A 23,717-nucleotide genomic window follows, 5' to 3' on the forward strand; every position below is an offset into this window, starting at 1 on the left:
GTTCCTGGCCCGCCCTCCCGGTTTTCCCTGATGCCGCCCCGGCCCGTCGCCCTGGACCGCACCCTGCCCTTTTGAGGTGAAACCAGCACAGGCGCGGGATGCGTCACACCTGGCGTATGCCCTCTGCAGGCCAAATAAAAAGATATCCTTTGTTTATATGAAAATGTGATTTCATAATTTTCCGTCCTATTGATAGTCTTGCAATCACTCAACGTGAATCAGGGATGCAAGATGAAATTCCGCCGTTTGTTCTCCGTTCTGGCTGGCTCCGTGCTTGGGCTGGCCGCGCTGTCGGCACAGGCCGACCAGCTCGATGACATCAAGCAGAAAGGCGAGTTGGTCGTGGGCGTGCTGGGCACGGACGAACCTGCGACTTTCATCGACCCCAAGACCCGCCAGTTCATTGGCTATGAAGTGGACCTGGCCACCGAAGTTGCCAAGGCCATCGGCGTCAAGCCGGTCTTCAAGCAGGTGGCAGTGGCGGCCCGCATTCCCGAACTGCAACAGGGCCATGTGGACCTGATCGCCGCCGGCCTGACACACAACAAGGAACGCGAGGAACTGATTGATTTCTCCGTCACCACTTTTGTGACCGGCCAGAAGGCCCTGGTGCGCGCGGACAGCGGCATTACCGACCTCTCCGGCCTGGAAGGCCGCAAAGTCGTGACCATCCGCGGCGGCACGCAGGAACCCAATATCCGCAAGGCGGTGCCGGGCGTGGACGTGGTCACTTTCGATACGAGCCAGCAAGCCTTCCAGGCCCTGCAGCAGCGCAAGGGCGTAGGTTACGTGGACGACGAGGCGGCGCTGATGCGCGTCTACGCCAAGCTGGGCGATGCCAAGAAAGATTACGTGGTGCTCAAGGACAACCTGAGCCAGGAATCCCTGGCCTTCGGAATCCGCAAGGGAGAAACCGGCCTGAAGGCCGTGGTGGATGAGACCTTGCGCGGCCTGGAAGGCAGCGGCGAAGCTGAACGCATCTTCTTCAAGTGGTACGGTCCGGACACCAAGTCTCAGTTCGAATCCCGCGATTTCAAGCTGGAAACCGATCAGATCGACGGCTAAGCCTGGCGCACGGCTTTCCGGCAGCGGCCCGCATGGCAACCATGCGGGCCGCGCCGCCGTTTCCCGTCCGTGCCGCCAGCCTGTACCATTCCTCTCCCGCCGCAATCCCGGCGCAGACCTTCTGGAACCTATCCGCATGATCCGCAAATTCACCCTGTCTGCGGCCTTCGCCCTGACCTCCCTGCTGACCCTGCCCGCCGCCCACGCCGACCAGCTCGATGACATCCGCGCCAAGGGCGAAATCGTCATCGGCGTGCTGGGCACGGCCGAACCCTACAGCTATATCGACCCGAAAAGCCGGCAGCTGGTCGGCTATGAAATCGACCTCGGCCATGAAATCGCGCAGGCTCTGGGCGTCAAGCCGGTGTTCCGCCAGATTGCCGTGGCGGCCCGCATCCCGTCCTTGCAGCAGGGACACGTGGATATCCTCGCGGCCGCGCTGGCCCGCATTCCCGAACGCGAGCAGCAGATCGACTTTTCGTTGCCCATCTTTGTGACCGGGCAAAAGGTGCTGGTGCCGAACCGCGGCGGCTTGCAGCACGTGGCGGAACTGGACGGACGCAAGGTCGTGACCATCAAGGGCGGCACCCAGGAAGACAACATCAAGGCAGCCGTCCCTGGCGTCACCGTGGTGAGCTTCGACAGCGCGCCCCAGGCTTTCCTTGCCTTGCAGCAAGGCAAGGCGGAAGGTTTCGTCGATGATGAATCCGGCCTGATCGGCGTCCTTTCCAAGGCGGGCACCAAGGCCAGCGACTACGCCATCCTGCCCGAACGCGTCAGCACCACGACCGTCGGCATTGGCCTGCGCAAAAACGAACCGGCGCTGCTCGATGCCGTCAACGCCGCGCTGGGCGCGCTGGAACAGGACGGCAAGGCAGAGAACCTGTTTTTCAAGTGGTACGGCCCGAACACCCGCCACGGCTTCACGCAGCGGGACTTCCGCTTCGAGGCTTCCCAGCCCTGACGCCGGCAGGTGACCATGGGTTTTGATCTCTCCATGCTGATGGGCGGCCAGTATCACGAGATGCTGATGGCTGGCCTGCGCCTATCGCTGCTGCTGTTCGTGGTTTCGCTGGCCTGTGCGCTGCCGCTGGCGGTCATCGTGGCCCTCATGCGCCTGTCGCGCTTCGCCATGCTGCGCGCGCTGGGCATGGCCTATGTGGAAGCCATCCGCAACGTGCCGCTGCTGGCGCAAATGCTGTTCTGGTATTTCGGCGCGCCCGAATTGCTGCCGGAAAGCGTGCGCTACTGGCTTTATGACGGCGAAATCGAGGCCGTCGCGGCCATCGTCGCCCTCTCCCTCTATACCGCCGCCTACATGGCCGAAGACATCCGCAGCGGCATACGCGCCGTCGCACCGGTGCAGTCCGAAGCCGCCCGGGCGCTGGGCCTCAGCTACCTGGAAAGCATGCGCCTGGTCATCCTGCCACAGGCGGTGCGCATTACCGTGCCGCCGCTGATTTCGCAGACCCTCAATCTGTGGAAGGGCACCAGTATCGCCACCGTCATCGGCGTATCCGAGCTGATGTACCAGGCCGGCCAGGTGGAAAGCGCAAGCTTCCGCAGCTTCGAGGCCTTCGCCTTCGCATCTGCCTCCTATCTGGGCCTGTCGCTGCTCATCACCGCGCTGGCCGCCTGGTACCAGCATCGTTATCCGGCGAGGGCGCTATGAGTTTCCTGGAAGTCATCGACACCTATTGGCTGTATTTCCTCGTCGGCCAGTACCCCAACGGCCCGCTGGGCGGCCTGGCGCTGACCCTCGTACTGGCGGCAGCGGCCTTGCTGCTGGCCTTTCCGCTGGGCGTGCTCCTGGCCTTCGCGCGCCTGAGCCCCTGGAAAGTGCTGCGCTGGCCGGTCACAGGGCTGGTTTTCGTGGTGCGCGGCACGCCGCTGCTGATGGTCGTGTTCTGGGCCTATTTCTTCCTGCCCAGCGTGACCGGCGTCAAGACAGACCAATTCGGCACCATGCTGATCGCCCTGGTGATTTTCGACGCCGCCTACCTGTCGGAGATCGTGCGTGCCGGCATCCAGGGTCTGCCGCCAGGGCAGATGGAAAGCGCCCGCTCGCTGGGTCTGGGCTATTTCCGCGCCATGCGCTTCATCGTGCTGCCGCAGGCCCTGGTCAACATGCTGCCGTCCCTGGTGAATCAATTCGTCTCCACCATCAAGGAAACCTCGCTGGGCTATATCATCGGCCTGTCCGAAGTGTCCTTCGTCACCTCGCAAATCAACACCCAGGTCATGACCCATCCGGTGGAAATCTACCTGGTGCTGGGCCTGACCTACTTCCTGCTGTGCTTTGCACTGTCGCGCTGCGCCTATGCCATGGAGCGGCGCCTGGCGCGCCGTCCGCAAGCCCGGCAGGAACCCCAAGGAGTTCCTGCATGAACATGATTCAGTTCGAGAACGTCAACAAATGGTATGGCAAGTACCAGGCGCTGACCGATGTCAACGAGACTGTCGCCAAGGGCGAGGTCGTGGTCGTCTGCGGCCCGTCCGGTTCGGGCAAGTCCACGCTGATCCGCACCATCAACCGGCTGGAACCCATACAGTCCGGCACCATCAGCGTGAACGGCCAGGACATCTACGACCCCAAGCTGGACCTCAACGAGTTCCGTTCTCACATCGGCTTCGTCTTCCAGCAGTTCAATCTGTTCCCGCACCTGAGCGTGCTGGAAAACTGCACGCTGGCCCCCATCCGCCTGCGCGGCCTGGCGCCCGCTGCGGCCAGGACCCGCGCCATGGCGCTGCTGGAACGGGTCGGACTGGCCGCCAAGGCCGACGCCATGCCGCACTCGCTGTCCGGCGGCCAGCAGCAACGCGTCGCCATTGCCCGCGCCTTGGCCATGGAACCGCCGCTGATGCTGTTCGATGAGCCCACCAGTGCGCTGGACCCGGAGATGGTCAGCGAAGTGCTGCTGGTCATGCGCGACCTGGCTCGCGAAGGCATGACCATGGTCTGCGTCACTCATGAAATGGGATTTGCCCGCGAAGTCGCGGACCGCATCATTTTCATGGATGCCGGACAGGTCCTGGAACGCGGCACGCCCAAGGATTTCTTCGAACGCCCGCAACATCCGCGTGCACAGAAGTTCCTGGCAGACATCCGTTCTCCCTTCGCCACGCCCAACGCCCAGCCTGCCGCCTGATTACCCGTCCGAGACCCGCCATGACGACCCCGAACGCCTCTCCCGCCTCCACCGGCCTGCCCATCATCGACGTCGCGGCGCTGCGCGCCCCGGACGATGCAGACGGCCGCACCCGCGTCGCCCAACAGATACGCGCAGCCTGCCGCGAGCATGGTTTTTTCTATGTCAACGGCCATGGCGTCAGCCCGGAACTGATCAGCCGCCTGGAACGCCTGAGCCATGATTTCTTCAATCTTGACGAAACCACCAAGCTGCAGTGGCGCATGGCGCTGGGCGGCCGCGCCTGGCGCGGCTACTTCCCGCTGGGCGGCGAACTGACCTCCGGACGCCCCGACTGGAAGGAAGGCCTGTACCTGGGCACCGAGCTCGCCGCCGACCATCCGCTGGTACAGGCCGGCACGCCCGTGCATGGCGCCAACCTGTTCCCGGACGTTCCCGGCCTGCGCGCAACCATCCTCGAATACATGGCCGCCACAACCCAGCTGGGCCATCAACTGATGGAAGGCATCGCACTCAGCCTGGACCTGCCGGCCAGCTACTTCCATGACCGCTACACGGCAGATCCGCTGATCCTGTTCCGCATTTTCAACTATCCATCGCAAGCCGTGCCCGAAGGGCTGGATGTGCAGTGGGGCGTGGGCGAACATACCGACTACGGTTTGCTGACCATCCTGCTGCAGGACCATATCGGCGGGCTGGAAGTACGCACGCCCGGAGGCTGGATAGACGCGCCGCCAGTGGCCGGCGCCTTCGTCTGCAATATCGGCGACATGCTGGACCGCATGACGGGCGGGCTCTACAAATCCACGCCGCACCGCGTCAAACGCAATACCTCGGGCCATGACCGCCTGTCCTTCCCGCTGTTTTTCGACCCGAATTTCTTCGCACGGGTGCAACGTATCGAAGGCCTGGCCGATGCCCCTGCCCAGGATGACAGCGCCGAGCGCTGGGACCGCGCCAATGTCCATGCCTTCAACGGCATCTATGGCGACTACCTGCTGGACAAGGTCTCCAAGGTTTTCCCCGAATTGCGCCGCGAAGTCCTCTGACACCCCTGCCGCCTTGAGGCGAAAAGGCCTTGCCGCCCCCAATTGCACCAGCGCCCGCCGGGGGCTGGCGAAGCAGGCCGGTGACGAGGCCGACTTCCAAGCCTTTGATTCACGCCATGCAGGCGATATCCTCGGCATCCCCGGCGTAGGCCAGAGCGGCAGGCTGCCACGCCCAGCCCGTCAGGCTGCCCGCCAGGAGCGCCAATAGCGTATCGACCCGATATGCCCTGGCCTGAACCATCCCCTGGCTCAGGCCGGCTGCGCAACTTGCAGCCAGCCCCAGCGCCTGGGCCGCACCTGCGCTGTCGACTCGCTGCGGCGCCGCCCCCAGCATCTGCGGCTGGGCCGTACGCAGGATGGCGATAAGATTGAAAGGATCACGCTGCGCCAGCGCCTGGCTGCAAAGCAGGAACAACTCGCTGTGTTCCTCTTCATCGGCCATTGCGACGGCTGCCGCCCCGCCGCTGGGTGCGCAGCGACCGCGCAGCCGCTGCAGCCAGCGATGCATCTGCTGGCGCGACGCCGCCTCGCTGCGGCCAGACAGGGCACCCAGTTCCGCATGCCCGAAGCCGAATACCTCATAGAGCAAAACTGCCGCCACGGCGCCAGCCGACAGGGTCTGTATCAACAAGGCCAGCGCCTGTTCGACCCGGCGGGCCTGATCCGCCTGCGCCGCCGGTTCCGGCGCTTCATCCATGGGAATCAGTGGGTCACGCGCCAGGATGGCCTGGTAGCGGCCCTGCCGGCGCCAGGCGTCGATGCACAGGCGCTGCAACACGGTCACCAGCCAGGCCTCACGCCCTGCCTCGGTTTCCGGCAGGCCTCCCTGCGCCGTGCGCAGATAGGCATCCTGCACCAGATCCTCGGCATCGGCGCCATGCCCGACCCAACGCCGGGCCAGCGCCAGCAGGCGCCGGCGCAACGCCGCGTCACTGGCCAGGGGATGAATGGAAGTCGGTGTCACGTTCATAGGCGCTCATTCGTCTAGCTAGGCAAACTTAACACGCAAAGGAGTTATTCCGCATGTACCCCCAACATACATTTGCCAGTGAAACAGACACTCCCGCCCCGGCTCCCGGCAGCCAGAACAGCGCCTTCCTGGAAGAAAAGGCCTTCCGCGCCCGAACCGTACTGGTGTTCGGCACCATTACGGATATCGTCGCCGCGGAAACTGTGCGCCGGCTGCTGGCGCTGGACGCCGAATCCTCCGCTCCCATAGACATGATTGTGTCATCGCCCGGCGGCCACCTGGAATCCGGCGACGCCATCCATGACGTAGTACGTTTCATCGACTCGCCAGTGAACATGATAGGCACGGGCTGGGTCGGCAGCGCCGCGACCCACCTGTACCTGAGCGCGCCGCTGGAGCGCCGCGTCTGCCTGCCCCAGACCCGTTTCCTGATACACCAGCCCAGCGGTGGCGCCGGCGGACGCGCCAGCGACATGGCATTGCAGGCCAGGGAAATCATCAAGGCGCGTGAACGTATCGCTGCCGTCATCGCGCGCCAGACCGGCCAGCCACTGGAGCGCGTGCGCGAGGATATCGAACGTGATCTCTGGATGCCCGCCACCGAGGCCATCAGCTACGGGCTGGTATCGCGCATTATCGAGCGGCGCCAGGAACTGACGCGGTTCTAGGCGCCCTCATCGCCTGCCGGCACTCCTGCCATGACGGCCGCAGCCACAACGGCCATGACAGCTGACGCGGGCACGCGGTAAGCTGTCATGACAAACCGTCCGCCATTCCCGCCCCACCCACCTTACCGCCTTTCTGCCATGCTGACCATCCTCGGAAAACGTTCCTCCATCAATGTCCGCAAAGTCATGTGGGCCTGCGACGAGCTCGGGCTGGCCTGGCAGCAGGAAGACTGGGGCAGCGGGTTTCGCGATACCCATGCGCCGGAATTCCTGGCGCTCAACCCGAACGCCATGGTGCCTGTGCTGCGCGATGGCGACTTCGTGCTATGGGAATCAAACAGCATCCTGCGCTACCTCGCCAATCGCTATGATGGCAACGCTCTCTATCCGCAACCTGCCCACGCGCGGGCGCGCGTCGACCAATGGCTGGACTGGCAGGCATCCGATCTGAACCGGTCCTGGAGCTATGCCTTCATGGCGCTGGTGCGACTATCCCCCAACCACGCCGACCCCGCGCAGATCCAGGCTTCGCTGGATGCCTGGCATGGTTTCATGCGCATTCTCGACGCCCGCCTGGAAAAAACCCGGGCCTTTGTCGCCGGCGCCGATTTCAGCCTGGCGGATATCGCCATCGGCCTGTCCGTCAACCGCTGGTTCGCCACGCCTTGCGCCCACCCTGAACTGCCCGCCGTACAAGACTATTTCACACGCCTGGGCACCCGTCCGGGCTTTCGCAAGCACGGATGCAACGGCGTGGCCTGACGCCCGTGCTGTACAAAGCACCGTAGTCACCGTGCTGACATGAGAAAAAAGTACAAACAGGTCTTTCTTCACTGGTTGGACCTTTTACTGCATCATGTCTTCTTCCCCTTCCGATCGTTCCGTTCCCGTCCTGGCCCCGGCCGACTCTTCACGCCGGCGCCTGCTGCGCGGCAGCCTGGCTGCCAGCCTGCTGCCGCTGGGCGGCTCGGTCTTGCTGACGGCCTGTGGCAGCAGCAGCGACGATGATTCCGGCAACGTCGCCCCGACGCCGGAGGGCGCTTCGCGATTCGCGCTGGCCGTCCTGCCCGACACCCAGTTCTATTCGCGCTACGCCACGCCTGACGAAAACAGCCAGTACAGCCGCAAATTCGGCAGCGAGCCCTTCATGGCCCAGACCTACTGGATTGCCGAACACGCGCGCGAGCTGGGCATCTCATTCGTGGCCCACCTGGGCGATGTCGTGGATCAGGTCCGCAAGCCCGACCAGTGGAAAGTGGCGGATCAGGCCATGCGCGTGCTGGAAACCGGCAAAGTGCCTTACTCCATCCTGGCCGGCAACCATGACGTCCTGAGTGACCGTGGCTATGTGGATGCCAGCAGCCAGGCAAGCGGCACCGATGCCCAGCGCGACCTGGCCGAGGAACCCTACCTGCAGTGGTTCGGCCCGACACGCGCCAAATGGCAGTCGACCTTCGGCGCCCGCGACAGCAGCGGCTTCCACGAATATCACATCTTCGAAGCCGAAGGGCAGCAGTTCATGGTGTTGTCGCTATCGTGGCGAATTTCCGATGCCGGTATCGAATGGGCTCGCCAGGTCATTGCCAAACATCCCACGGTACCCGTCATTCTGGTCAACCACCAGTTGCTCAATATCGACCGCGACGGCGTCAGCCCGCTGGAAACGTCCTATGGCCTGATGCTCTGGGAAAAGCTGATCCGCGACAACGACCAGATTTTCCTGACGCTCAACGGCCACCACCATGGTGCGGCCCACCTGACCAAGGTGAACGACTTCGGCCATAACGTCGAACTGATGGTCGTGGATTACCAGATGGCCTACCAGGGCGGCAATGGCCTGATGCGCCTGTATGAATTCGACCTCACCCACAACCTGATAGACATCCTGTCGTTCTCGCCCTGGGTCGTGCAAAAACCAGCCGATACGCTGACCCGCTTCGACCAGGCCGTACTGACCGGCAACAACGAACGCCTGACCATCCAGATGAACTTCGCGGAGCGCTTCTCCGGCTTCAACAAGTCGTTCATCGCCGGCCCCGGCAAGCGCGCCGCCATCGTGGCCCAGACCAGCGCCCTGATCCTGGATGGCTACACCGAACCGGAAGTGGTTGAACCCCGTGCGCCTGCGGACAGCGACGATTACGCGCACGTGGCCTCGACGGTCGCCCACTGGCGCTTCTTCGGCGGCAGCGCAGGCACGCCGGTACCGGCCAATCATGTCATTGCCGACGAAACCGGCGCCAACCCGCTCCACCGTGCCGCCCTGAATGCCGAACGCGGCGTGACCTCGGCACGGCTGGAAGACATGGTGTGGTCCGACGATCGCCACCACCTGTCGGCAGCCCCGGGTTCCGTGCGTTTCCTCAATACCAGCAAGCGCGATGGCCGCCTGAGCTACTTCCTGACCGATACCAGCGCGGCGCTCAACGCCATGGAATTCGCCGATAGCGGCTACACCATCGAAGCCTTCGTGAAGCTCGACAAGGACTGGAACTCCAGCCTGCATGCCTGGATGAACATCATGACGCGCGATGGCATGCGCGGCTCGGTGCCCGGCTTCTCCGGTGGCGATCCGGAATCGCCACCGCTGCTGTTCGCCGTGTCCAGCCTGAGGGAAATCCAATGGGAAGTGGTCACGGCCCAATCGGGCAGCCGTTCGCCCCAGGCCAGCTGGTCGGGTGAAATCATGGCCGACACCTGGGTGCACATTGCCATCGTCGCTGACCCGACCACCAAGGAAAGCACCATGTATATCGAAGGTGCCCCAGTGCTGCGCAATTCCGGCAACGCCAGCGGCCTGGCCTCGGCCGGCGCCACCCTGCCCTGGGTCATAGGCGCAGGCAGCTGGGAAGGCGAACGGACCGACGGCTTCTTCGGCCAGCTGGGCGAAGTCCGCGTCGCCGCTGCCCCCCTGGCGCCGGAGCAATGGTTGACGGCACGCCGCAGCTGAACCTGAATGCGCTGCGCCTGGATGCTTTCCAGGTGCAGCGCCAGCATTCCAGCACATGCTGGAACACTTGTGTGCCTCGCAACAGCTGATGCTGAAAAAAATGCCGCATGATGCCGGAATCGGCTGTCATGCGGCATTTTCCAATTATCCGCCTGGTCGTGCCGTTGCCAGCGCAACGACAGAACCAGAAGGACAGGCAGCGATCAGAAACGAGCCGTCAGATTCAGGAAGTAGGAACGACCGTGTTCGTTATAGGTGCGGGCCCCTGCACCTTCGATCAACGTATTGCCAGTACCGTAATTCAGACCCTGGCGATACAGCTTCTTGTTGAACAGGTTATTGATCCCCAGACGCACACTGAAATTCTTGCTGATTTCATAGCCGCCATTGACACCGACCAGCGCATAGGGATTCAGGCCAGGACCGATAGCGACATCGGTACCGCGCCGGACATCAAAGGTCGCCGGCTCCTGCTTGCCATACCAGGTCAAGTTCGCTTGCAGCGACAAACGCTCATTCACGGCCCAATCCAGCCAGGAATTTACGGTGTACTTGGGAATAATACTCAGGGGCTGGTTGTAGGTCTTGTCCTTGGACGAAATCATGTAGGTGAAGTTTGTATTCCAAGAAACTGCTTCCGTAAACGGAATGAAGACATTGCCTTCCAGCCCGGAAACTTCAGCCTTGGGCGTGTTCACCCATTGCAGCAGATAAGGATTCTGGGTACCCAACTCGACTTGTCCGATGGGATCAACACCTGCAACGATCTTATTCTTGTAATCGTTGCGGAAATAGGCCAGGCTGGCATTGAAAATGCCATCATCATAGGCAAAACCGATTTCCTTGTTAATGCTGGTTTCGCTCTTCAAGTCCGCATTGCCCTGCAGGTAGCATCCGCCCTGCGAGCTCATATTCCCACGGCAACCATTGCCCCGGCTGTAAAGCAGGTAATTGGGATTCGCTTGATACAGATTAGGCGTCTTGTAGGCCCGGGCAATCCCACCACGAACCGTCCAGACATCATTGATCGCATAGGAAGCCGTCAGGCCAGGACTCACATTGTTGCCAAACTCCTGGTGATGATTGAAACGCACCGTGGGCGTCAGTGTGAATGCCTCTGTAACCCGAATATTGTCTTCGGCCCAGATGGCAAAGCTGTTGTAGGCCACCTTGGAGTCTCCATCGCGCCCAGGCACACCAACGGGTTCGAAGTCACGCGACCCCAGCGCCAGGGCCCTCAGACTGCCAGGATCATCCAGCGACTCGCGCTTGAATTCTCCGCCTAGTGTCAACATCTGCTCGATCCCACCGATATCCAGCGGCAAGCTGACATCCCCATCCAGCCGTCACTCCTTGAAGCGGCTGTCATAGCGACCTTGCGGCGATTGGCCTTCACCCAGGAAGGCCCCTTCCGGCCCTCCGAACAGCCCTTCAGCATCGCGCGAATTGCGGGTATAGCCATAACTCAGACCAATATTGGATACCCCCCAATCCCAGGTGCCCTTGTGCGTCAGGCCCAGATCCGTCCGATAAACAATGGTGGTTTCACTCCCCCAGAGTTCATTGACAGGGGTAAAGGTTCCGCCCGAGCCAGTTTCGTAACCATTGAGATTCTGCGTATCGCCGGAGTACAGATCACTCTTGCGACTGAAGCCAAGGTCCAGTTCCAGCGATTGGCGGCTATCAATATCCAGTACCAGTTCGCCATTAACAAACTTATCCCGCTTCCCAGTCTTGCCTGCCGCACCGGTAATGCCGTTTGCCGTATAAGCGCCATGTCCTTCGTTGATATTCAGATCGTCAGGACTCGTCTTGGCATAGCCACCATAGAGGCGAAATCCCAGCTTGTCGGCAGCCGGACCAGACAGCAAGAAATTCACACGCCGGCTATTGCCTTCGTCGGAATCCTGGTGCCAGTCGTTATACGTCGTCACCGAACCGTGGAACTCGTCCGTCGGCTTCTTGGTAATGATATTGACCACGCCGCCCATGGCGCCAGACCCATAGCGTGCCGCTGCCGGGCCGCGCAGGATTTCCACGCGCTCGATGGCTTCCGGCGGAACCCAGCCGGTATCGCCATCCGTGTCACGCTCGCCCGTCCAGCCCTGGCGCGAAGCATTGCGCGAATTGGCCGGACGGCCATCAATCAGCACCATGGTGTTGTCCGGTCCCATGCCACGGATGTCAAGTTGACGACGGTTGCCGCGCATACCGGAAGCCGCGCTGCCGGTCAGGTTCACCCCTGGCTCACGGCGCAGGATCTCCGCCAGGTCGGATGCCGGCGGCCGCTTTTCCAGTTCCGCGGCCGTGATCACCGATACGCCCAGCGCTTCTTTCTGCTCTTCTGCCGCAGTTCCTATCACTGTAACGGCTTCCAGTTCCCGCGAGGGTTGAACCGGAGTGGTCTGCTGTGCTTGCGACACAGGCAACACAGACAGCAGGCATAGCGCGGCAGCTATCCGGCTGGGCCGGAATTTGGCGTGATGAAGCATGGGAAGAAGTCTCGCTCAAGGAATATTCTGGCATCATTCAAACCCAAGCTCATGGGAATCATGCCAAGATAAAAGAAAAAACATTAAGAACCATTCTCTTTCGATTCTTACATGAAAGCCTTGGTCAAACAAGAAACCATAAGAAGTCTGTAGTTTCTATTCCACAGATATAGATCCAGCACAAAGACCTGCCGCCTATCTGCCCATCTGCTCCCGCGCCAGCGTTGCGCGCAGGCGTACGCCTGCCCATCAGCACAGGCAAGTCAACTTAATTGGGGAAAATGACAGCAAGGAAAAACGCGGCCCAGACTAGCGCCACGTGGCATCTGACCACAGCACTGGCTCGGCCTGCGGCCCTGGTTCAACCGCCCGGCTGGTTCTGCGCCAGCCAGCGCTGCAGGTCTACCAGCACCCGGCGTGTCGCGAGTTGGCGGCCTGCCAGGTGTTCTGCCAGGCGTTCACGCAAGCGGGCTCGCAGGCCCGGCTCATTGTCCAGCGCGGAAAAATCGGGCTCGGCTTCATCCAGGCCGTAACCGGTTTCACGTAGCAAAATCCATTCGAAGTGGCGCAAGGCCGCTACGGCCGGGCCGCCGCTGGCCAGCTGCCGCAACGCGGCTTCATAGGCATCGAAGACTTCCGGGTAGGCATCTTCACGCGGCAGGAGCCGCAACAGCAGCTCGTTCATGTACCAGGCCGACATCAGCGCGGCGCCAGACAATGGCATGAGCCCGGCAATGTCGGCGCGCACCAGCGTCTTGACCTCTCCTGCCCCGCTCCAGGAAAGCAGCAGCGGTTGGAAAGTATGCAACACCGGGCGCAAGGTGGAATACGGGCGCTTGGCGCCCTTGGCAACCAGCGCCACGCAACCGTGATCGCGGCTGAATGCCTGGACGATCAGCGAGGTTTCCCGCCATGCTGTCGCATGCAGCAGGTAGGCAATGACATCATTGACGCGCCGTGCGCGTTTATTCATATCCCAGATCGCGCAGCGCGCTTTCACGCTCGGACCAGCCCTTGCGCACCTTGATATAGATTTCAAGGAACACCGGCTGCTCCAGCAGCTTGGAAATATCCTGGCGTGCTTCGGTGGCGATGCGCTTCATGTGCTGGCCGCCCGCACCCAGCAGGATGGGACGATGGCTTTCACGCTCGACCACCACACACGCCGCAATGCGCACGCCGCCGTTTTCGTTTTCTTCCCACTGCTCGATCACGACGGTGCAGCCGTAGGGCAGCTCGTCGCCTACCAGGCGGAAAATCTTTTCGCGGATCAGTTCGGCGGCAATGAAACGCATCGGCCGGTCTGTCAGCGTATCCGGCTCGAACATGGCTTCGCCTTGTGGCAGGCCAGCAGCGATTTCCGTCAGCAAGACGTCCAGCTGCTTGTCCTTGGCCGCGCTGACCGGCACCACGGCATCATAGGGATACTGCGCGGTGAGCTTGGCCACGAAGGGGAACAGCTCATTGCGCTGCTTCAGCAAGTCAACCTTGTTGACCGCCAGGATGACGCGCTTGCCCTTGGGCAGCAGCGGCAGCAGCTTGGCGTCGCCTTCGGACCATTTGCCCGCCTCGACCACATGCACCACCACATCGACATCGGCCAGTGCCTGAGTCACGACACGGTTCATCATGCGGTTCATGGCGCCGCCATGGCGGGTCTGGAAACCGGGGGTATCGACGAAAACGAATTGGGCATCGTCGCGCGTCAGCACCCCTTGGATGCGATGGCGCGTCGTTTGCGCCTTGCGCGACACGATGGAAAGCTTAGCGCCTATCAGCGCGTTCGACAGGGTTGATTTCCCGACATTGGGACGCCCCACCAGCGCGACGAAGCCACAGCGGTAATCGGTGTCCACGCTATCCTCTGCCGGCAGCGCCTGCGCCGGGTCTGCCGCACCGTCCGGTACGCCTGAATCTTTGTTGTGCTCGCTGTTCATGTGCCCTTGCGCTTCATGCGCTCCTGTTCAACCGCGACGGTCAGCGCCGACTGCGAGGATTTCTTGGCGGCCTTGCCGCGCAGCGGTGCCGGACAGGCGCGCTGCGCCTGGACCAGCGCTTCGGCTGCCGCCAGCTGTTCGGCTGCCCGGCGACTGCCGCCTGCCGCCGTCACCTGGATATTCAATGGCGCGATCGAGCACTGCAGTTCGAACTGCTGGTCATGCGCCGCGCCGTGGATGGCCAGCACCGTATAGACCGGCAACGGCAGCTTGCGCCCTTGCAGGAATTCCTGCAGCAGCGTCTTGGCATCCTTGCCCAGCGTGTGCGGATCGACGCTTTCCAGCACCGGTTCGTACAGGCGCCGGATGACCCGGCGGGCTTCATCGAAGCCCGAATCCAGGAACACGGCACCGAAAATGGCTTCGAGCGCATCGGCCAGAATCGAAGGACGGCGATAGCCGCCACTCTTCAGTTCGCCTTCACCCAGGCGCAGGAATTCCGACAGCGCCAGGGTCTGGGCGATATCCGCCAGTGCCGACTGCTTGACAAGATTGGCACGGATGCGCGACAGGTCGCCTTCATCCAGCCGTTCATAACGCTGATACAGCAAGTCCGCCACCACAAAGTTCAGCACGGAATCACCAAGAAATTCCAGGCGCTCGTTGTGCTTGCCACTATGGCTGCGGTGCGTCACGGCCTGATCCAGCAGGGCCGGGTCCGTAAACTTATGGTCTATGCGCTGTTCCAGCAAACGCAAAGGGGTCATTGTCTTATTTAAATCCGCCGATACGGCTGGGCTCGCGGAAATTCATCCAGATGAAGAATGCGCGGCCAACCAGGTTTTCATCGGGCACGAACCCCCAATAGCGGCTGTCCAGGCTATTGTCGCGGTTATCGCCCAACACAAAATAATTCCCTTCCGGCACGATGCAACGCACGCCTTCGCGGCCATAGCGGCACTGGTCGAAATGCGGGAAACGCCAGATCGGGCTCAGATTCGGCATGGCATTCTCATTGAGCAGGATGTCATGCTTGCGCTCGCCCAGCGTTTCTAGATAACGGGCCCCATAAGCCATGCGCTCAGGATCGTAATAATCGCCATCGCGCACATGGGGCACGACCTTGCCGTTGATCAGCAAGGTCTGGTTGATATAGGCAACTTCATCGCCAGGCAGGCCGACGATGCGCTTGATGTAATCGGTCTGCGGCTCCACCGGATAGCGGAATACCACGACGTCACCGCGTTGCGGGTCACCCAGCGGGATGACCTTCTTGTCCAGTACCGGCAGACGTATGCCGTAGCTGAACTTGTTCACAAGGATCAGGTCGCCGGATTGCAGGGTCGGCAGCATCGAGCCCGACGGAATGCGGAACGGCTCGACAATGAACGAACGCAAGACGAAGACAAACAGGATGACCGGGAAAAAGCTGACCGCATATTCCACCCACCAGGGGGCACGGTTCATCTTGTTGCGCAGCGCGCGCGAACGCTCCTCGGCGGAATCGGCATCCAGCACGCCTTCCTTGAGCTGGCGCTGGATCTCCGCTTCGGCACGCGCTGCCCTGGCTTTCCTCAACCACACCCGGTCGATGATCTTGACGGCCCCCGTCAATACCAGCAGCAGAAACAATATCAGGGCGAAATTCCAGCTCATCCGCGTTCCAACCTTATTTATCCTCAACCTGCAGAATGGCCAGGAACGCCTCCTGCGGGATTTCCACCGTGCCGACCTGCTTCATGCGCTTCTTGCCCGCCTTCTGTTTCTCGAGCAGCTTCTTCTTGCGCGTGATGTCGCCACCATAGCACTTCGCCAGCACGTTCTTGCGCAGCGCCTTGACGTTCTCGCGCGCAATGATTTCCGCGCCGATCGCCGCCTGAATGGCCACATCATACATTTGGCGCGGGATCAGTTCGCGCATCTTGGAAACCACCTCGCGCGCCCGGAAACGCGCATTGCTGCGGTGAACGATCATGGACAAGGCATCTACCCGGTCGCTGTTGATCAGCAGGTCAACCTTGACCACGTCCGCCGAGCGATATTCCACGAACTCGTAATCCATCGACGCGTAACCGCGCGAGACCGACTTCAGGCGGTCGAAGAAGTCCAGCACGATTTCCGCCAGCGGGATTTCGTAGACCAGGTGCACCTGCTTGCCGTGGTAGCTCATGTTGACCTGGGCGCCGCGCTTCTGGTTGCACAACGTCATGACCGGCCCCACGTACTCCTGCGGCATGAACAGCGTCACTTTCACGATAGGCTCGCGAATATCTTCGATCTTGCCCACTTCCGGCATGCGCGATGGGCTTTCGACCATCAGCATCTCGCCGTCGCGCTGCATCACCTCGTACACCACCGACGGCGCGGTGGTGATGATATCCATGTCGAACTCGCGCTCCAGGCGCTCCTGCACGATTTCCATGTGCAGCAGGCCAAGGAAGCCGCAACGGAAACCGAAGCCCAACGCCTGGGAAACTTCCGGCTCGAACATCAGCGCAGCGTCGTTGAGCTTGAGTTTCTCCAGCGCATCGCGCAGCTGGTCATATTCGCTGGATTCGACCGGATACAGGCCGGAGAACACCTGCGGCTGGACTTCCTTGAAACCCGGCAGCGCACTGGCAGCAGGCTTGCCCGCCAGCGTCACGGTATCCCCTACCTTGGCGTGTTCCAGCTCCTTGATGCCGGCAATAATGAAACCAACCTCGCCTGCCGACAGGCTATCGCGCTTGACCGACTTGGGCGTAAACACCCCGACCTGTTCACACAGGTGGGTATAACCCGTTGCCATCAACAGAATTTTGTCCTTGGTACGCAGGACACCGTTGACGATACGTACCAACATCACGACCCCGACGTAATTGTCGAACCAGGAGTCGATGATCAATGCCTGCAAAGGCTCGTCCACGCTGCCTCGCGGCGGCGGCACCTTGGCCACCACCATCTCCAGGATGTCGTCTATGCCCATGCCGCTCTTGGCGCTGGCCAGCACTGCCTGAGAGGCGTCGATGCCGATGACATCCTCGATTTCCGAGCGGGCGCTTTCCGGATCTGCCTGCGGCAAGTCCATTTTATTGAGCACCGGCAGCACTTCTACGCCCAGCTCGATGGCGGTGTAGCAGTTGGCGACCGTCTGCGCTTCCACCCCTTGCGATGCATCAACCACCAGCAGCGCGCCCTCGCAGGCGGACAGCGAGCGGCTGACCTCGTAGGAGAAGTCAACGTGCCCCGGGGTGTCGATCAGGTTGAGCTGGTAGACCTGGCCGTCGCCAGCCTTGTAGGTCAGCGCGGCTGTCTGCGCCTTGATGGTGATGCCACGCTCGCGCTCAAGATCCATGGAATCGAGCACCTGCGACGACATCTCCCGGTCCTGCAGACCGCCGCAGCGCTGGATCAGGCGATCCGCCAGCGTGGATTTACCGTGGTCGATGTGGGCAATGATGGAGAAATTGCGGATATGCTGCATAAACCGTCATGAAAAAGGCGGGAACAGGCCGGCAGATGCCCAAGGGGCGGACATTCGCCGCCCGGCCGGGAATTAGCCGTGATAGCAAAAAGGGGCGCGACGCGCCCCTTTTTGCGGCAACCAGCCATTTTAGCGGGTTTTGCTCTTACTTCGCGGGCAGTTCCAGCGTCACCCACAGGCTGATGTCATCACGGCGCACCAACAGGGCCACGCGGCTGCCCGGTTTAAGCTCCGAAACCAGCTTGTTGAACTGATCCGGCGCGCTGATATCCTGGGTGTTGAGCGTCAGCAACACATCGCCTTCACGGATGCCCGCGGCTGCCGCCACACCTTCGGCGCGGCGCACCACAACCCCGCCGGCCACCTTGAGCGCGGCACGTGCCTCGGCATCCAGCGGCGCCACGGCCAGGCCCAGCACATTGGCGTTGGCGCTGGCAGGCGCCTGGGCCACGGCCGCACCCTCTTCTGCCGGGATTTCGCCGATGCGCACGTTGAGCGTCATCTTCTTGCCCTTGCGCCACACTTCCAGCGGCGCCTTGGTATCAGGCTTGGTATCACCGACCAGGCGCGGCAGGTCGGACCAGCGCTTGATTTCATGGTCATTGAAACGGACGATCACATCACCAGGCTGTACGCCAGCGGCTTCCGCGGGCCCCTTTTCCTCAACCATGCTGACCAGGGCGCCCTGGGCATTGGGCAGGCCAATGGCATCGGCCACGTCCTTGCTGACTTCGGAAATCTGGACGCCGATACGGCCCCGCACCACCCGGCCATTGGACTTGAGCTGGTCGGCAACACGCATGGCCTCGTCAATGGGAATGGCCAGAGAGATGCCGATGAAACCGCCGCTACGCGTGACGATCTGCGAATTGATGCCCACGGCCTCGCCATCCAGGTTGATCAGCGGACCGCCGGAGTTACCGGGATTGACGGCCACATCAGTCTGGATGAACGGCAGGTAATCCCCGGTTTCGCGGCCGATGGCGCTCACGATACCGGATGTGACGGTCGACTCCAGGCCAAAGGGTGAGCCGATGGCCAGCACCCATTGGCCTTTGCGCAGCTTGTTGGAATCACCAATGGCCAGGGGCTGCAGGTCTTTCTGGTCGTCGACCTTGATCACGGCCACGTCAGTGCGCGCATCGGCCCCGATCAGGCGCGCCTTGACCTCGCGTCCGTCGGTGAAGGTCACGAAAATATCGGTCGCGCCTTCCACCACATGATTGTTGGTGAGGATATAGCCATCGTCGGACACGATGAACCCGGAACCGATGCCGCGCGGCACGGTACGGGGCTCGGCCGGCGCGGCGCCAGCGCCAGGACCGGGGCGGCGGCCGGCGCCGGGCGGCACCATGTCCGGCCCGAAGAACCAGCGGAACATTTCATAGGGGTCTTCGCCGCCGAAACCGGGCATGCCGCCGCGCGCCTGCACGGTGGCAGTGGTGCGGATGTTGACGACCGAGCCTTCGGTCTTTTCCACGATGGGGGTGAAATCCGGCAGGCCATCCAGTGTGCGCGTCTGCGCCACCGCCTGCTGTGCGCCCAGCGACATACACGCCGCCAGGGCCACGGTCACCGCCTTGAAAGCGGCAGAACGGAATAGTCCGGTCATGAAAGAATCACTACGCATAATAGCCTTCTGCTCCATGCTCATTCCTGTGCAATGAGAAACCCAGTTTTTATCTGGGCAAGGTCTTTTACTGCGGCGCGCCCGGCACGTACTCCACTGCGTCGACCACGTGCGCCAGCGCATCAGCAGGCACTTCACCCACTGCCGTCAGCCAGTAATCGGCTATGCGCACGCCATGGATATGCGTTGCGCCCCGCTGCGCCTGCTCTCGGACCGGACGTCCGGTCCGTTGCGAGGACTGCAGTGGCTCGATGAACACCGAGAAAGCCGCCAACCCATCTGACAGCACCAACTGGCTAACAGTTTCACGGTGGTTTAAATTTCTTTGCACTTGCATCACCGGAACAAAGCCCGGCGGCGGCGTGATACGCCAACCCTGGCTCGCCAGATCGGCAGGCGCCATGTGGCTTTCCTGAACTTCCCAGTCAGGCTCGGCAGAACCGCCACGCAGGCGGGCGGGATCGACGTCGGCGCCGGTATCCAGCGCCGCAAAGGCATATTGCTCCAGCACCTGGCCATCCTGGCCGATGATCTGCGCCTTGAGCAGCAGGCCGGTCGCCTGGTCTATGCAGACCCGATGGGCGTAGCGGTAGTTGTCCTTGGGTTCGATGTACGCCACCTGGCACGGCCTGCCGGCAATGCGGGCCAGCCCAGTGTCATCGACACGCACGACGTAATGCTGCAGCAGCTTGGCCGCCTCACCTTGCAACAAGGACGGAAAGCGCCCGGATTTCCCGGTTTCCTGCTTGACCAGCTTGCGCTGCGGCAGAATGTAGCTGACTTCGTCGTTGTGGCGCAGGTATTCCCTGGGTTCGCCATCCAGCGCGTACATGCGCTCGCGCTCACCAGTGCCATCCATGATGTGCGCAAGCAGGGACGACTGCAGCGCCTGGCCCTGCTGGTAGACCACAATGCCACTGTAGTCGGCATCCCTGGCCGCCGCCTGCACATGTTCCAGCAGCGCCTTGGCTTCGTCATCGCTGAGGGTCAGCGGCAACGCAGGCGCTGCCTGCACCGCGCCGGCCAGGGTCAGGGCGCCCATCAGGCCCAATGCACCCAGGGCCGCCAGGCCGCGCCGCCACGACGGCGGCAAGCCTGTTTGTCCTCCGGTGGTAGACAGTCCGAACATGGGCCGCCTCACAGGCCGCCGTCGAACGACACCTGGCGGATACCGGAACCCGGGTTTGCCAGTTCACGATGCGCATCGACGTACTCGAGCAGCGCAGGCGCTTCCGTGTTGCGGCCGTCAGCCAGCACCGGCGCGGGAGACGTGCCGGTGGAAAAATAAGGTTGCGCCACCCAGGCCACCGATGCCACCGCCGCCGCCACGGCCAGCCCGGACAGACCGAAACGCCAGGCGCGACCACCCCGGCGCGGCGCCATCAGTGTGGGCTCCGCTTCGAGTGCGCCGGCCAGACGCACGCGCCACTTCTCCGAAACCTGAATAGACAGGCCCGGGCTGCGCAGCACATCGCCAATCAGATGATAGGTATCCCAATCCTGACGCCCCTTGGGGGTGTCCAGATCCAGCGGCCAGGCATCCGCGCCTTCGCCGTCCATGAAGGCGGACAATGCCTGTTCGCGTGACAGGACATCCGCCTCGGCCTCTTGCCTTCGCGTACTTGACTGCATGATAGCTCCTTACCAGCGTCGTTCCTGGTCCGTATCCAGCAACGGACGCAAGCGGGCGGCGATCGCCTCCCGCGCGCGGAAAATCCGCGACCTTACCGTCCCAATGGGGCAATTCATGGTCTGAGCAATTTCATCGTAGCTCATCCCTTCTATTTCCCTCAGCACGATAGCCGTACGCAGCTCTTCCGGCAGTTCCTCGATCACTGCATTGACCGTCGCGGCAATTTCGCGGCTGGCCAGCACCGATTCTGGTGTGCTGATATCGCTTAGGTTGTCGGTTTCGCTAAAAGTTTCACCGTCCTCGTTTTCCACCATGCCGCTGCCGCTGGGACGCCGACCGGAAGCCGACAGCCAATTGCGCGCGGTATTGATGGCAATACGATACAGCCAGGTATAGAAAGCGCTTTCGCCACGGAACTGGCCCAAGGCGCGGTAGGCCTTGATGAAAGTTTCCTGCGCGACGTCTTCCAGGTCTGCCGGGTCGCGGATCATGCGCGACAGCAAACGCATGATCTTGCGCTGGTACTTGCGCACCAACAGATCAAACGCAGTCTTGTCGCCTTGCTGCACCCTTGCGACCAGGGCGCTATCGACCTCTTTTTCACTCATGCAGTCCCTCCCTGACGCGGCTCGCCCGCATTGGACCGCTGGCGCACCGCCAGCAGATTCAGGCGCCGCCAGCCTGCCGGCTCGACGGCATCGCGCCAGATCGTTATGTTCCGCACGCCTTGCGGCACTTCCAGCCGCAGCGCCAGGCAAGCAGGCGAGGCCTGAGCCGACCAGTACCGAGCCGGTTGCCAACCCGAGGCAGTGGCCAGGCTGACGCGGCCCTGGGCATCGACGCGCAGCATGCCCTGGCGCGCTACCAGATGGTACTCGCGCCAGGCCATCAAAAGCATGGCGGACAGGCCAGCCAGCAAAGCCAGCCGGATGTCCGCCATCCACCAGGACAGAAATAGCGCCAGGCATGCGCCTGCCGCCAGGCTCATGGCCAGAACCAGCACCCGGCGGCGCCTGGAGCCACCGGGCACGACCAGCAGCACGCCCTGTCCGGCGGAATCCACGGTATCAGACCTTGCGGACAACCATAGAGCCGTTGGTGCCACCGAAACCGAAGGAGTTCGACAGGGCCACGTCGATCTTGAGGTCACGCGCCTGGTTGGCGCAGTAATCCAGATCGCATTCGGGATCCTGGTTGAACAGGTTGATGGTCGGAGGCGAAACCTGGTTGTAGACGGCCAGGGTCGTGAACACGGCTTCAATGCCACCTGCCGCTCCCAGCAAGTGGCCGGTCATGGATTTGGTGGAATTGATGACGAGCTTGTGCGCATGATCGCCAAAGGCCAGTTTCAGCGCTTCGGTTTCGTTCTTGTCGCCCAGCGGCGTCGAAGTACCATGCGCATTCACGTAGCTCACGTCTTCGGCGTTGATGCCGCCGTTGCGCAACGCGTTCTGCACGCCACGGGCCGGCCCCTCGCGGTTCGGGGCAGTGATGTGATGCGCGTCGGAACTCATGCCATAGCCAGCGAATTCGCCGTAGATACGGGCACCGCGCTTGCGCGCATGTTCGTATTCTTCCAGCACCAGCACGCCTGCACCTTCGCCCAGAACGAAACCGTCGCGGTCGCGGTCCCAGGGACGCGATGCCGTTGCCGGATCATCATTGCGCAGCGACAGGGCACGCATGGCGGCAAAGCCACCGATGCCCAGCGGCGACACGGTGGATTCCGCCCCCCCAGCCAGCATCACGTCGGCATCGCCGTATTCGATCAGGCGGGCAGCATCACCGATGCTGTGCAGACCGGTCGTACACGCCGAAACCACGGCATAGCTCGGCCCACGCATGCCGAAACGGATGGACAGCTGGCCGGAAATGAGGTTGATCAGCGAAGCCGGCACGAAGAACGGGGAAATACGGCGCGCGCCGCGCTCCAGATACTCCGTCTGGGTTTCTTCGATACGGGGCAGGCCGCCAATACCCGAACCGACGATGACGCCGACACGGTCTGCATTGGCTTCGGTAATTTCCAGCCCGCTATCTTGCCACGCCTGCACCCCTGCAGCCACGCCGTAATGGATGAAGGTATCCATCTGGCGCGCTTCCTTGGAGGGAATGTATTGCGTGACATCAAAATCTTTTACTTCGCCGGCGATCTGGGCCGTCAGACCAGACGGATCGAAGCGGGTAATGCGCCCGATCCCGGACCGTCCGTTGACGATGTTGTCCCATGCCGTAGCGATGTCGTTGCCGACGGGGCTGACGATACCCAGGCCTGTAATCACGACACGTCGCTTCACGGGTGACTCCTAAAACAGACAAAGAAAAGGCGGCCTGCAGACCACGACAAATGCCGTATCAGCCAGGATGACCGGTCGATCGGAATACGTCGCTAGTCTTCAGTAACCGCCTGACGGACGGGCGCGCCAGGCGCGCCCGTTACCTAGAACAGACAACAAGAATTACGACTTCAGGTTAGCGCTGACGTAGTCGATGGCTTGCTGAACGTTGGTGATCTTCTCCGCCTCTTCGTCGGGGATCTCGGTTTCGAATTCGTCTTCCAGCGCCATGACCAATTCGACCATGTCGAGCGAATCGGCACCGAGGTCGTCAAGGAAGGAAGATTCGTTCTTGACCTCGGCTTCGTTGACGCCAAGTTGTTCAGCGACGATCTTCTTGACGCGCTGTTCGATGCTTTCCATGCAGATCTCCAA

At 62.0% G+C, this 23,717-nt stretch carries 25 protein-coding genes; 10 read left to right on the top strand and 15 right to left on the bottom strand.

Translation table 11 applies throughout. From position 1 onward, the window contains the following. The first annotated feature begins 231 nt into the window (after positions 1 to 231). From ACEW7X_RS13220 to ACEW7X_RS13245, 6 genes are all read left to right on the top strand, one after another. On the top strand, positions 232 to 1,065 hold the full coding sequence (locus ACEW7X_RS13220; protein WP_068366721.1) for an ABC transporter substrate-binding protein: 834 nt from the start codon (positions 232 to 234) through the stop codon (positions 1,063 to 1,065). A gap of 136 nt (positions 1,066 to 1,201) precedes the next feature. After that, entirely contained in the window at positions 1,202 to 2,029 is an 828-nt protein-coding gene (locus ACEW7X_RS13225) for an ABC transporter substrate-binding protein (protein WP_068366724.1), read from the top strand. A gap of 15 nt (positions 2,030 to 2,044) precedes the next feature. Beyond that, positions 2,045 to 2,737 carry an amino acid ABC transporter permease gene (locus tag ACEW7X_RS13230; RefSeq protein ID WP_068366727.1) on the top strand — a complete coding sequence of 231 codons (693 nt, stop codon included), beginning with the start codon at positions 2,045 to 2,047 and terminating at the stop codon, positions 2,735 to 2,737. Beyond that, the gene (locus ACEW7X_RS13235; RefSeq protein WP_068366730.1) at positions 2,734 to 3,453 is read left to right on the top strand and encodes an amino acid ABC transporter permease; all 720 of its coding nucleotides are present in this window, start codon (positions 2,734 to 2,736) and stop codon (positions 3,451 to 3,453) included. Before ACEW7X_RS13230 ends, ACEW7X_RS13235 begins: the two co-directional genes overlap by 4 nt. Continuing rightward, on the top strand, positions 3,450 to 4,214 hold the full coding sequence (locus ACEW7X_RS13240; RefSeq protein ID WP_274519705.1) for an amino acid ABC transporter ATP-binding protein: 765 nt from the start codon (positions 3,450 to 3,452) through the stop codon (positions 4,212 to 4,214). Before ACEW7X_RS13235 ends, ACEW7X_RS13240 begins: the two co-directional genes overlap by 4 nt. Positions 4,215 to 4,234: 20 nt before the next feature. Further along, positions 4,235 to 5,263, top strand: a complete 1,029-nt coding sequence (locus tag ACEW7X_RS13245) for an isopenicillin N synthase family dioxygenase (protein ID WP_068366733.1) — start codon at positions 4,235 to 4,237, stop codon at positions 5,261 to 5,263. Between the two features lie 109 nt (positions 5,264 to 5,372). Here the strand turns inward: ACEW7X_RS13245 and ACEW7X_RS13250 are convergent, their stop codons facing one another. Then, positions 5,373 to 6,233, bottom strand: coding sequence for an RNA polymerase sigma factor (locus ACEW7X_RS13250; RefSeq protein ID WP_068366735.1), 861 nt, complete (start codon positions 6,231 to 6,233; stop codon positions 5,373 to 5,375). 53 nt (positions 6,234 to 6,286) lie between these two features. Between ACEW7X_RS13250 and ACEW7X_RS13255 the strand changes: the two genes are divergently transcribed. The 3 genes from ACEW7X_RS13255 (at position 6,287) to ACEW7X_RS13265 (ending at position 9,851) form a co-directional block, all read left to right on the top strand. After that, positions 6,287 to 6,901 (top strand): ATP-dependent Clp protease proteolytic subunit, encoded by a 615-nt coding sequence (locus ACEW7X_RS13255; protein ID WP_068366737.1) that lies wholly within the window; start codon positions 6,287 to 6,289, stop codon positions 6,899 to 6,901. A 138-nt stretch (positions 6,902 to 7,039) separates the two neighbouring features. Next, positions 7,040 to 7,663, top strand: a complete 624-nt coding sequence (locus tag ACEW7X_RS13260) for a glutathione S-transferase family protein (protein WP_068366739.1) — start codon at positions 7,040 to 7,042, stop codon at positions 7,661 to 7,663. 94 nt (positions 7,664 to 7,757) lie between these two features. Continuing rightward, positions 7,758 to 9,851 carry a LamG-like jellyroll fold domain-containing protein gene (locus ACEW7X_RS13265; RefSeq protein ID WP_130486604.1) on the top strand — a complete coding sequence of 698 codons (2,094 nt, stop codon included), beginning with the start codon at positions 7,758 to 7,760 and terminating at the stop codon, positions 9,849 to 9,851. A gap of 203 nt (positions 9,852 to 10,054) precedes the next feature. Here ACEW7X_RS13265 and ACEW7X_RS13270 read toward each other — a convergent pair whose 3' ends face one another. Together ACEW7X_RS13270 and ACEW7X_RS13275 are read right to left on the bottom strand one after the other, a co-directional pair. Further along, on the bottom strand, positions 10,055 to 11,146 hold the full coding sequence (locus ACEW7X_RS13270) for a TonB-dependent receptor domain-containing protein (RefSeq protein WP_420177297.1): 1,092 nt from the start codon (positions 11,144 to 11,146) through the stop codon (positions 10,055 to 10,057). Between the two features lie 51 nt (positions 11,147 to 11,197). Further along, complete coding sequence (locus ACEW7X_RS13275) at positions 11,198 to 12,214, bottom strand: TonB-dependent receptor plug domain-containing protein (protein WP_420177298.1); 1,017 nt, start codon at positions 12,212 to 12,214, stop codon at positions 11,198 to 11,200. Between the two features lie 47 nt (positions 12,215 to 12,261). Here ACEW7X_RS13275 and ACEW7X_RS13280 point away from each other — a divergent pair, with 47 nt between their 5' ends. Beyond that, positions 12,262 to 12,516 (top strand): hypothetical protein, encoded by a 255-nt coding sequence (locus ACEW7X_RS13280; RefSeq protein WP_165389915.1) that lies wholly within the window; start codon positions 12,262 to 12,264, stop codon positions 12,514 to 12,516. 188 nt (positions 12,517 to 12,704) lie between these two features. On the opposite strand, the gene recO is transcribed toward ACEW7X_RS13280, so the two are convergent. From recO to acpP, 12 genes are all read right to left on the bottom strand, one after another. Beyond that, complete coding sequence (recO, locus tag ACEW7X_RS13285; RefSeq protein WP_068366757.1) at positions 12,705 to 13,316, bottom strand: DNA repair protein RecO; 612 nt, start codon at positions 13,314 to 13,316, stop codon at positions 12,705 to 12,707. After that, positions 13,309 to 14,199: a GTPase Era gene (gene era / locus ACEW7X_RS13290; protein ID WP_068367721.1), complete on the bottom strand. Its 891-nt coding sequence runs from the start codon at positions 14,197 to 14,199 to the stop codon at positions 13,309 to 13,311. Before era ends, recO begins: the two co-directional genes overlap by 8 nt. A gap of 77 nt (positions 14,200 to 14,276) precedes the next feature. Then, positions 14,277 to 15,047 (bottom strand): ribonuclease III, encoded by a 771-nt coding sequence (gene rnc, locus ACEW7X_RS13295; protein WP_068366760.1) that lies wholly within the window; start codon positions 15,045 to 15,047, stop codon positions 14,277 to 14,279. A gap of 4 nt (positions 15,048 to 15,051) precedes the next feature. After that, positions 15,052 to 15,936, bottom strand: coding sequence for a signal peptidase I (gene lepB, locus ACEW7X_RS13300; protein ID WP_068366761.1), 885 nt, complete (start codon positions 15,934 to 15,936; stop codon positions 15,052 to 15,054). A 13-nt stretch (positions 15,937 to 15,949) separates the two neighbouring features. Beyond that, the gene (gene lepA, locus ACEW7X_RS13305; RefSeq protein ID WP_068366763.1) at positions 15,950 to 17,743 is read right to left on the bottom strand and encodes a translation elongation factor 4; all 1,794 of its coding nucleotides are present in this window, start codon (positions 17,741 to 17,743) and stop codon (positions 15,950 to 15,952) included. A gap of 145 nt (positions 17,744 to 17,888) precedes the next feature. Further along, complete coding sequence (locus ACEW7X_RS13310; RefSeq protein ID WP_420177299.1) at positions 17,889 to 19,373, bottom strand: DegQ family serine endoprotease; 1,485 nt, start codon at positions 19,371 to 19,373, stop codon at positions 17,889 to 17,891. 67 nt (positions 19,374 to 19,440) lie between these two features. Next, entirely contained in the window at positions 19,441 to 20,502 is a 1,062-nt protein-coding gene (locus ACEW7X_RS13315; protein ID WP_130486602.1) for a MucB/RseB C-terminal domain-containing protein, read from the bottom strand. 8 nt (positions 20,503 to 20,510) lie between these two features. Then, entirely contained in the window at positions 20,511 to 21,005 is a 495-nt protein-coding gene (locus tag ACEW7X_RS13320) for a sigma-E factor negative regulatory protein (RefSeq protein WP_068366765.1), read from the bottom strand. Between the two features lie 9 nt (positions 21,006 to 21,014). Continuing rightward, positions 21,015 to 21,614 (bottom strand): RNA polymerase sigma factor RpoE, encoded by a 600-nt coding sequence (rpoE, locus tag ACEW7X_RS13325; protein ID WP_068366767.1) that lies wholly within the window; start codon positions 21,612 to 21,614, stop codon positions 21,015 to 21,017. Next, on the bottom strand, positions 21,611 to 22,090 hold the full coding sequence (locus tag ACEW7X_RS13330; RefSeq protein WP_127775037.1) for a protein YgfX: 480 nt from the start codon (positions 22,088 to 22,090) through the stop codon (positions 21,611 to 21,613). The genes rpoE and ACEW7X_RS13330 overlap by 4 nt, the downstream gene beginning before the upstream one ends. Further along, on the bottom strand, positions 22,074 to 23,303 hold the full coding sequence (gene fabF / locus ACEW7X_RS13335; RefSeq protein ID WP_068366770.1) for a beta-ketoacyl-ACP synthase II: 1,230 nt from the start codon (positions 23,301 to 23,303) through the stop codon (positions 22,074 to 22,076). Before fabF ends, ACEW7X_RS13330 begins: the two co-directional genes overlap by 17 nt. 162 nt (positions 23,304 to 23,465) lie before the next feature. Then, positions 23,466 to 23,705, bottom strand: a complete 240-nt coding sequence (acpP, locus tag ACEW7X_RS13340; protein ID WP_068366772.1) for an acyl carrier protein — start codon at positions 23,703 to 23,705, stop codon at positions 23,466 to 23,468. Positions 23,706 to 23,717: the final 12 nt, after the last annotated feature.

Source organism: Kerstersia gyiorum (assembly GCF_048595715.1).
Taxonomy (GTDB): Bacteria; Pseudomonadota; Gammaproteobacteria; order Burkholderiales; family Burkholderiaceae_B; genus Kerstersia; species Kerstersia gyiorum.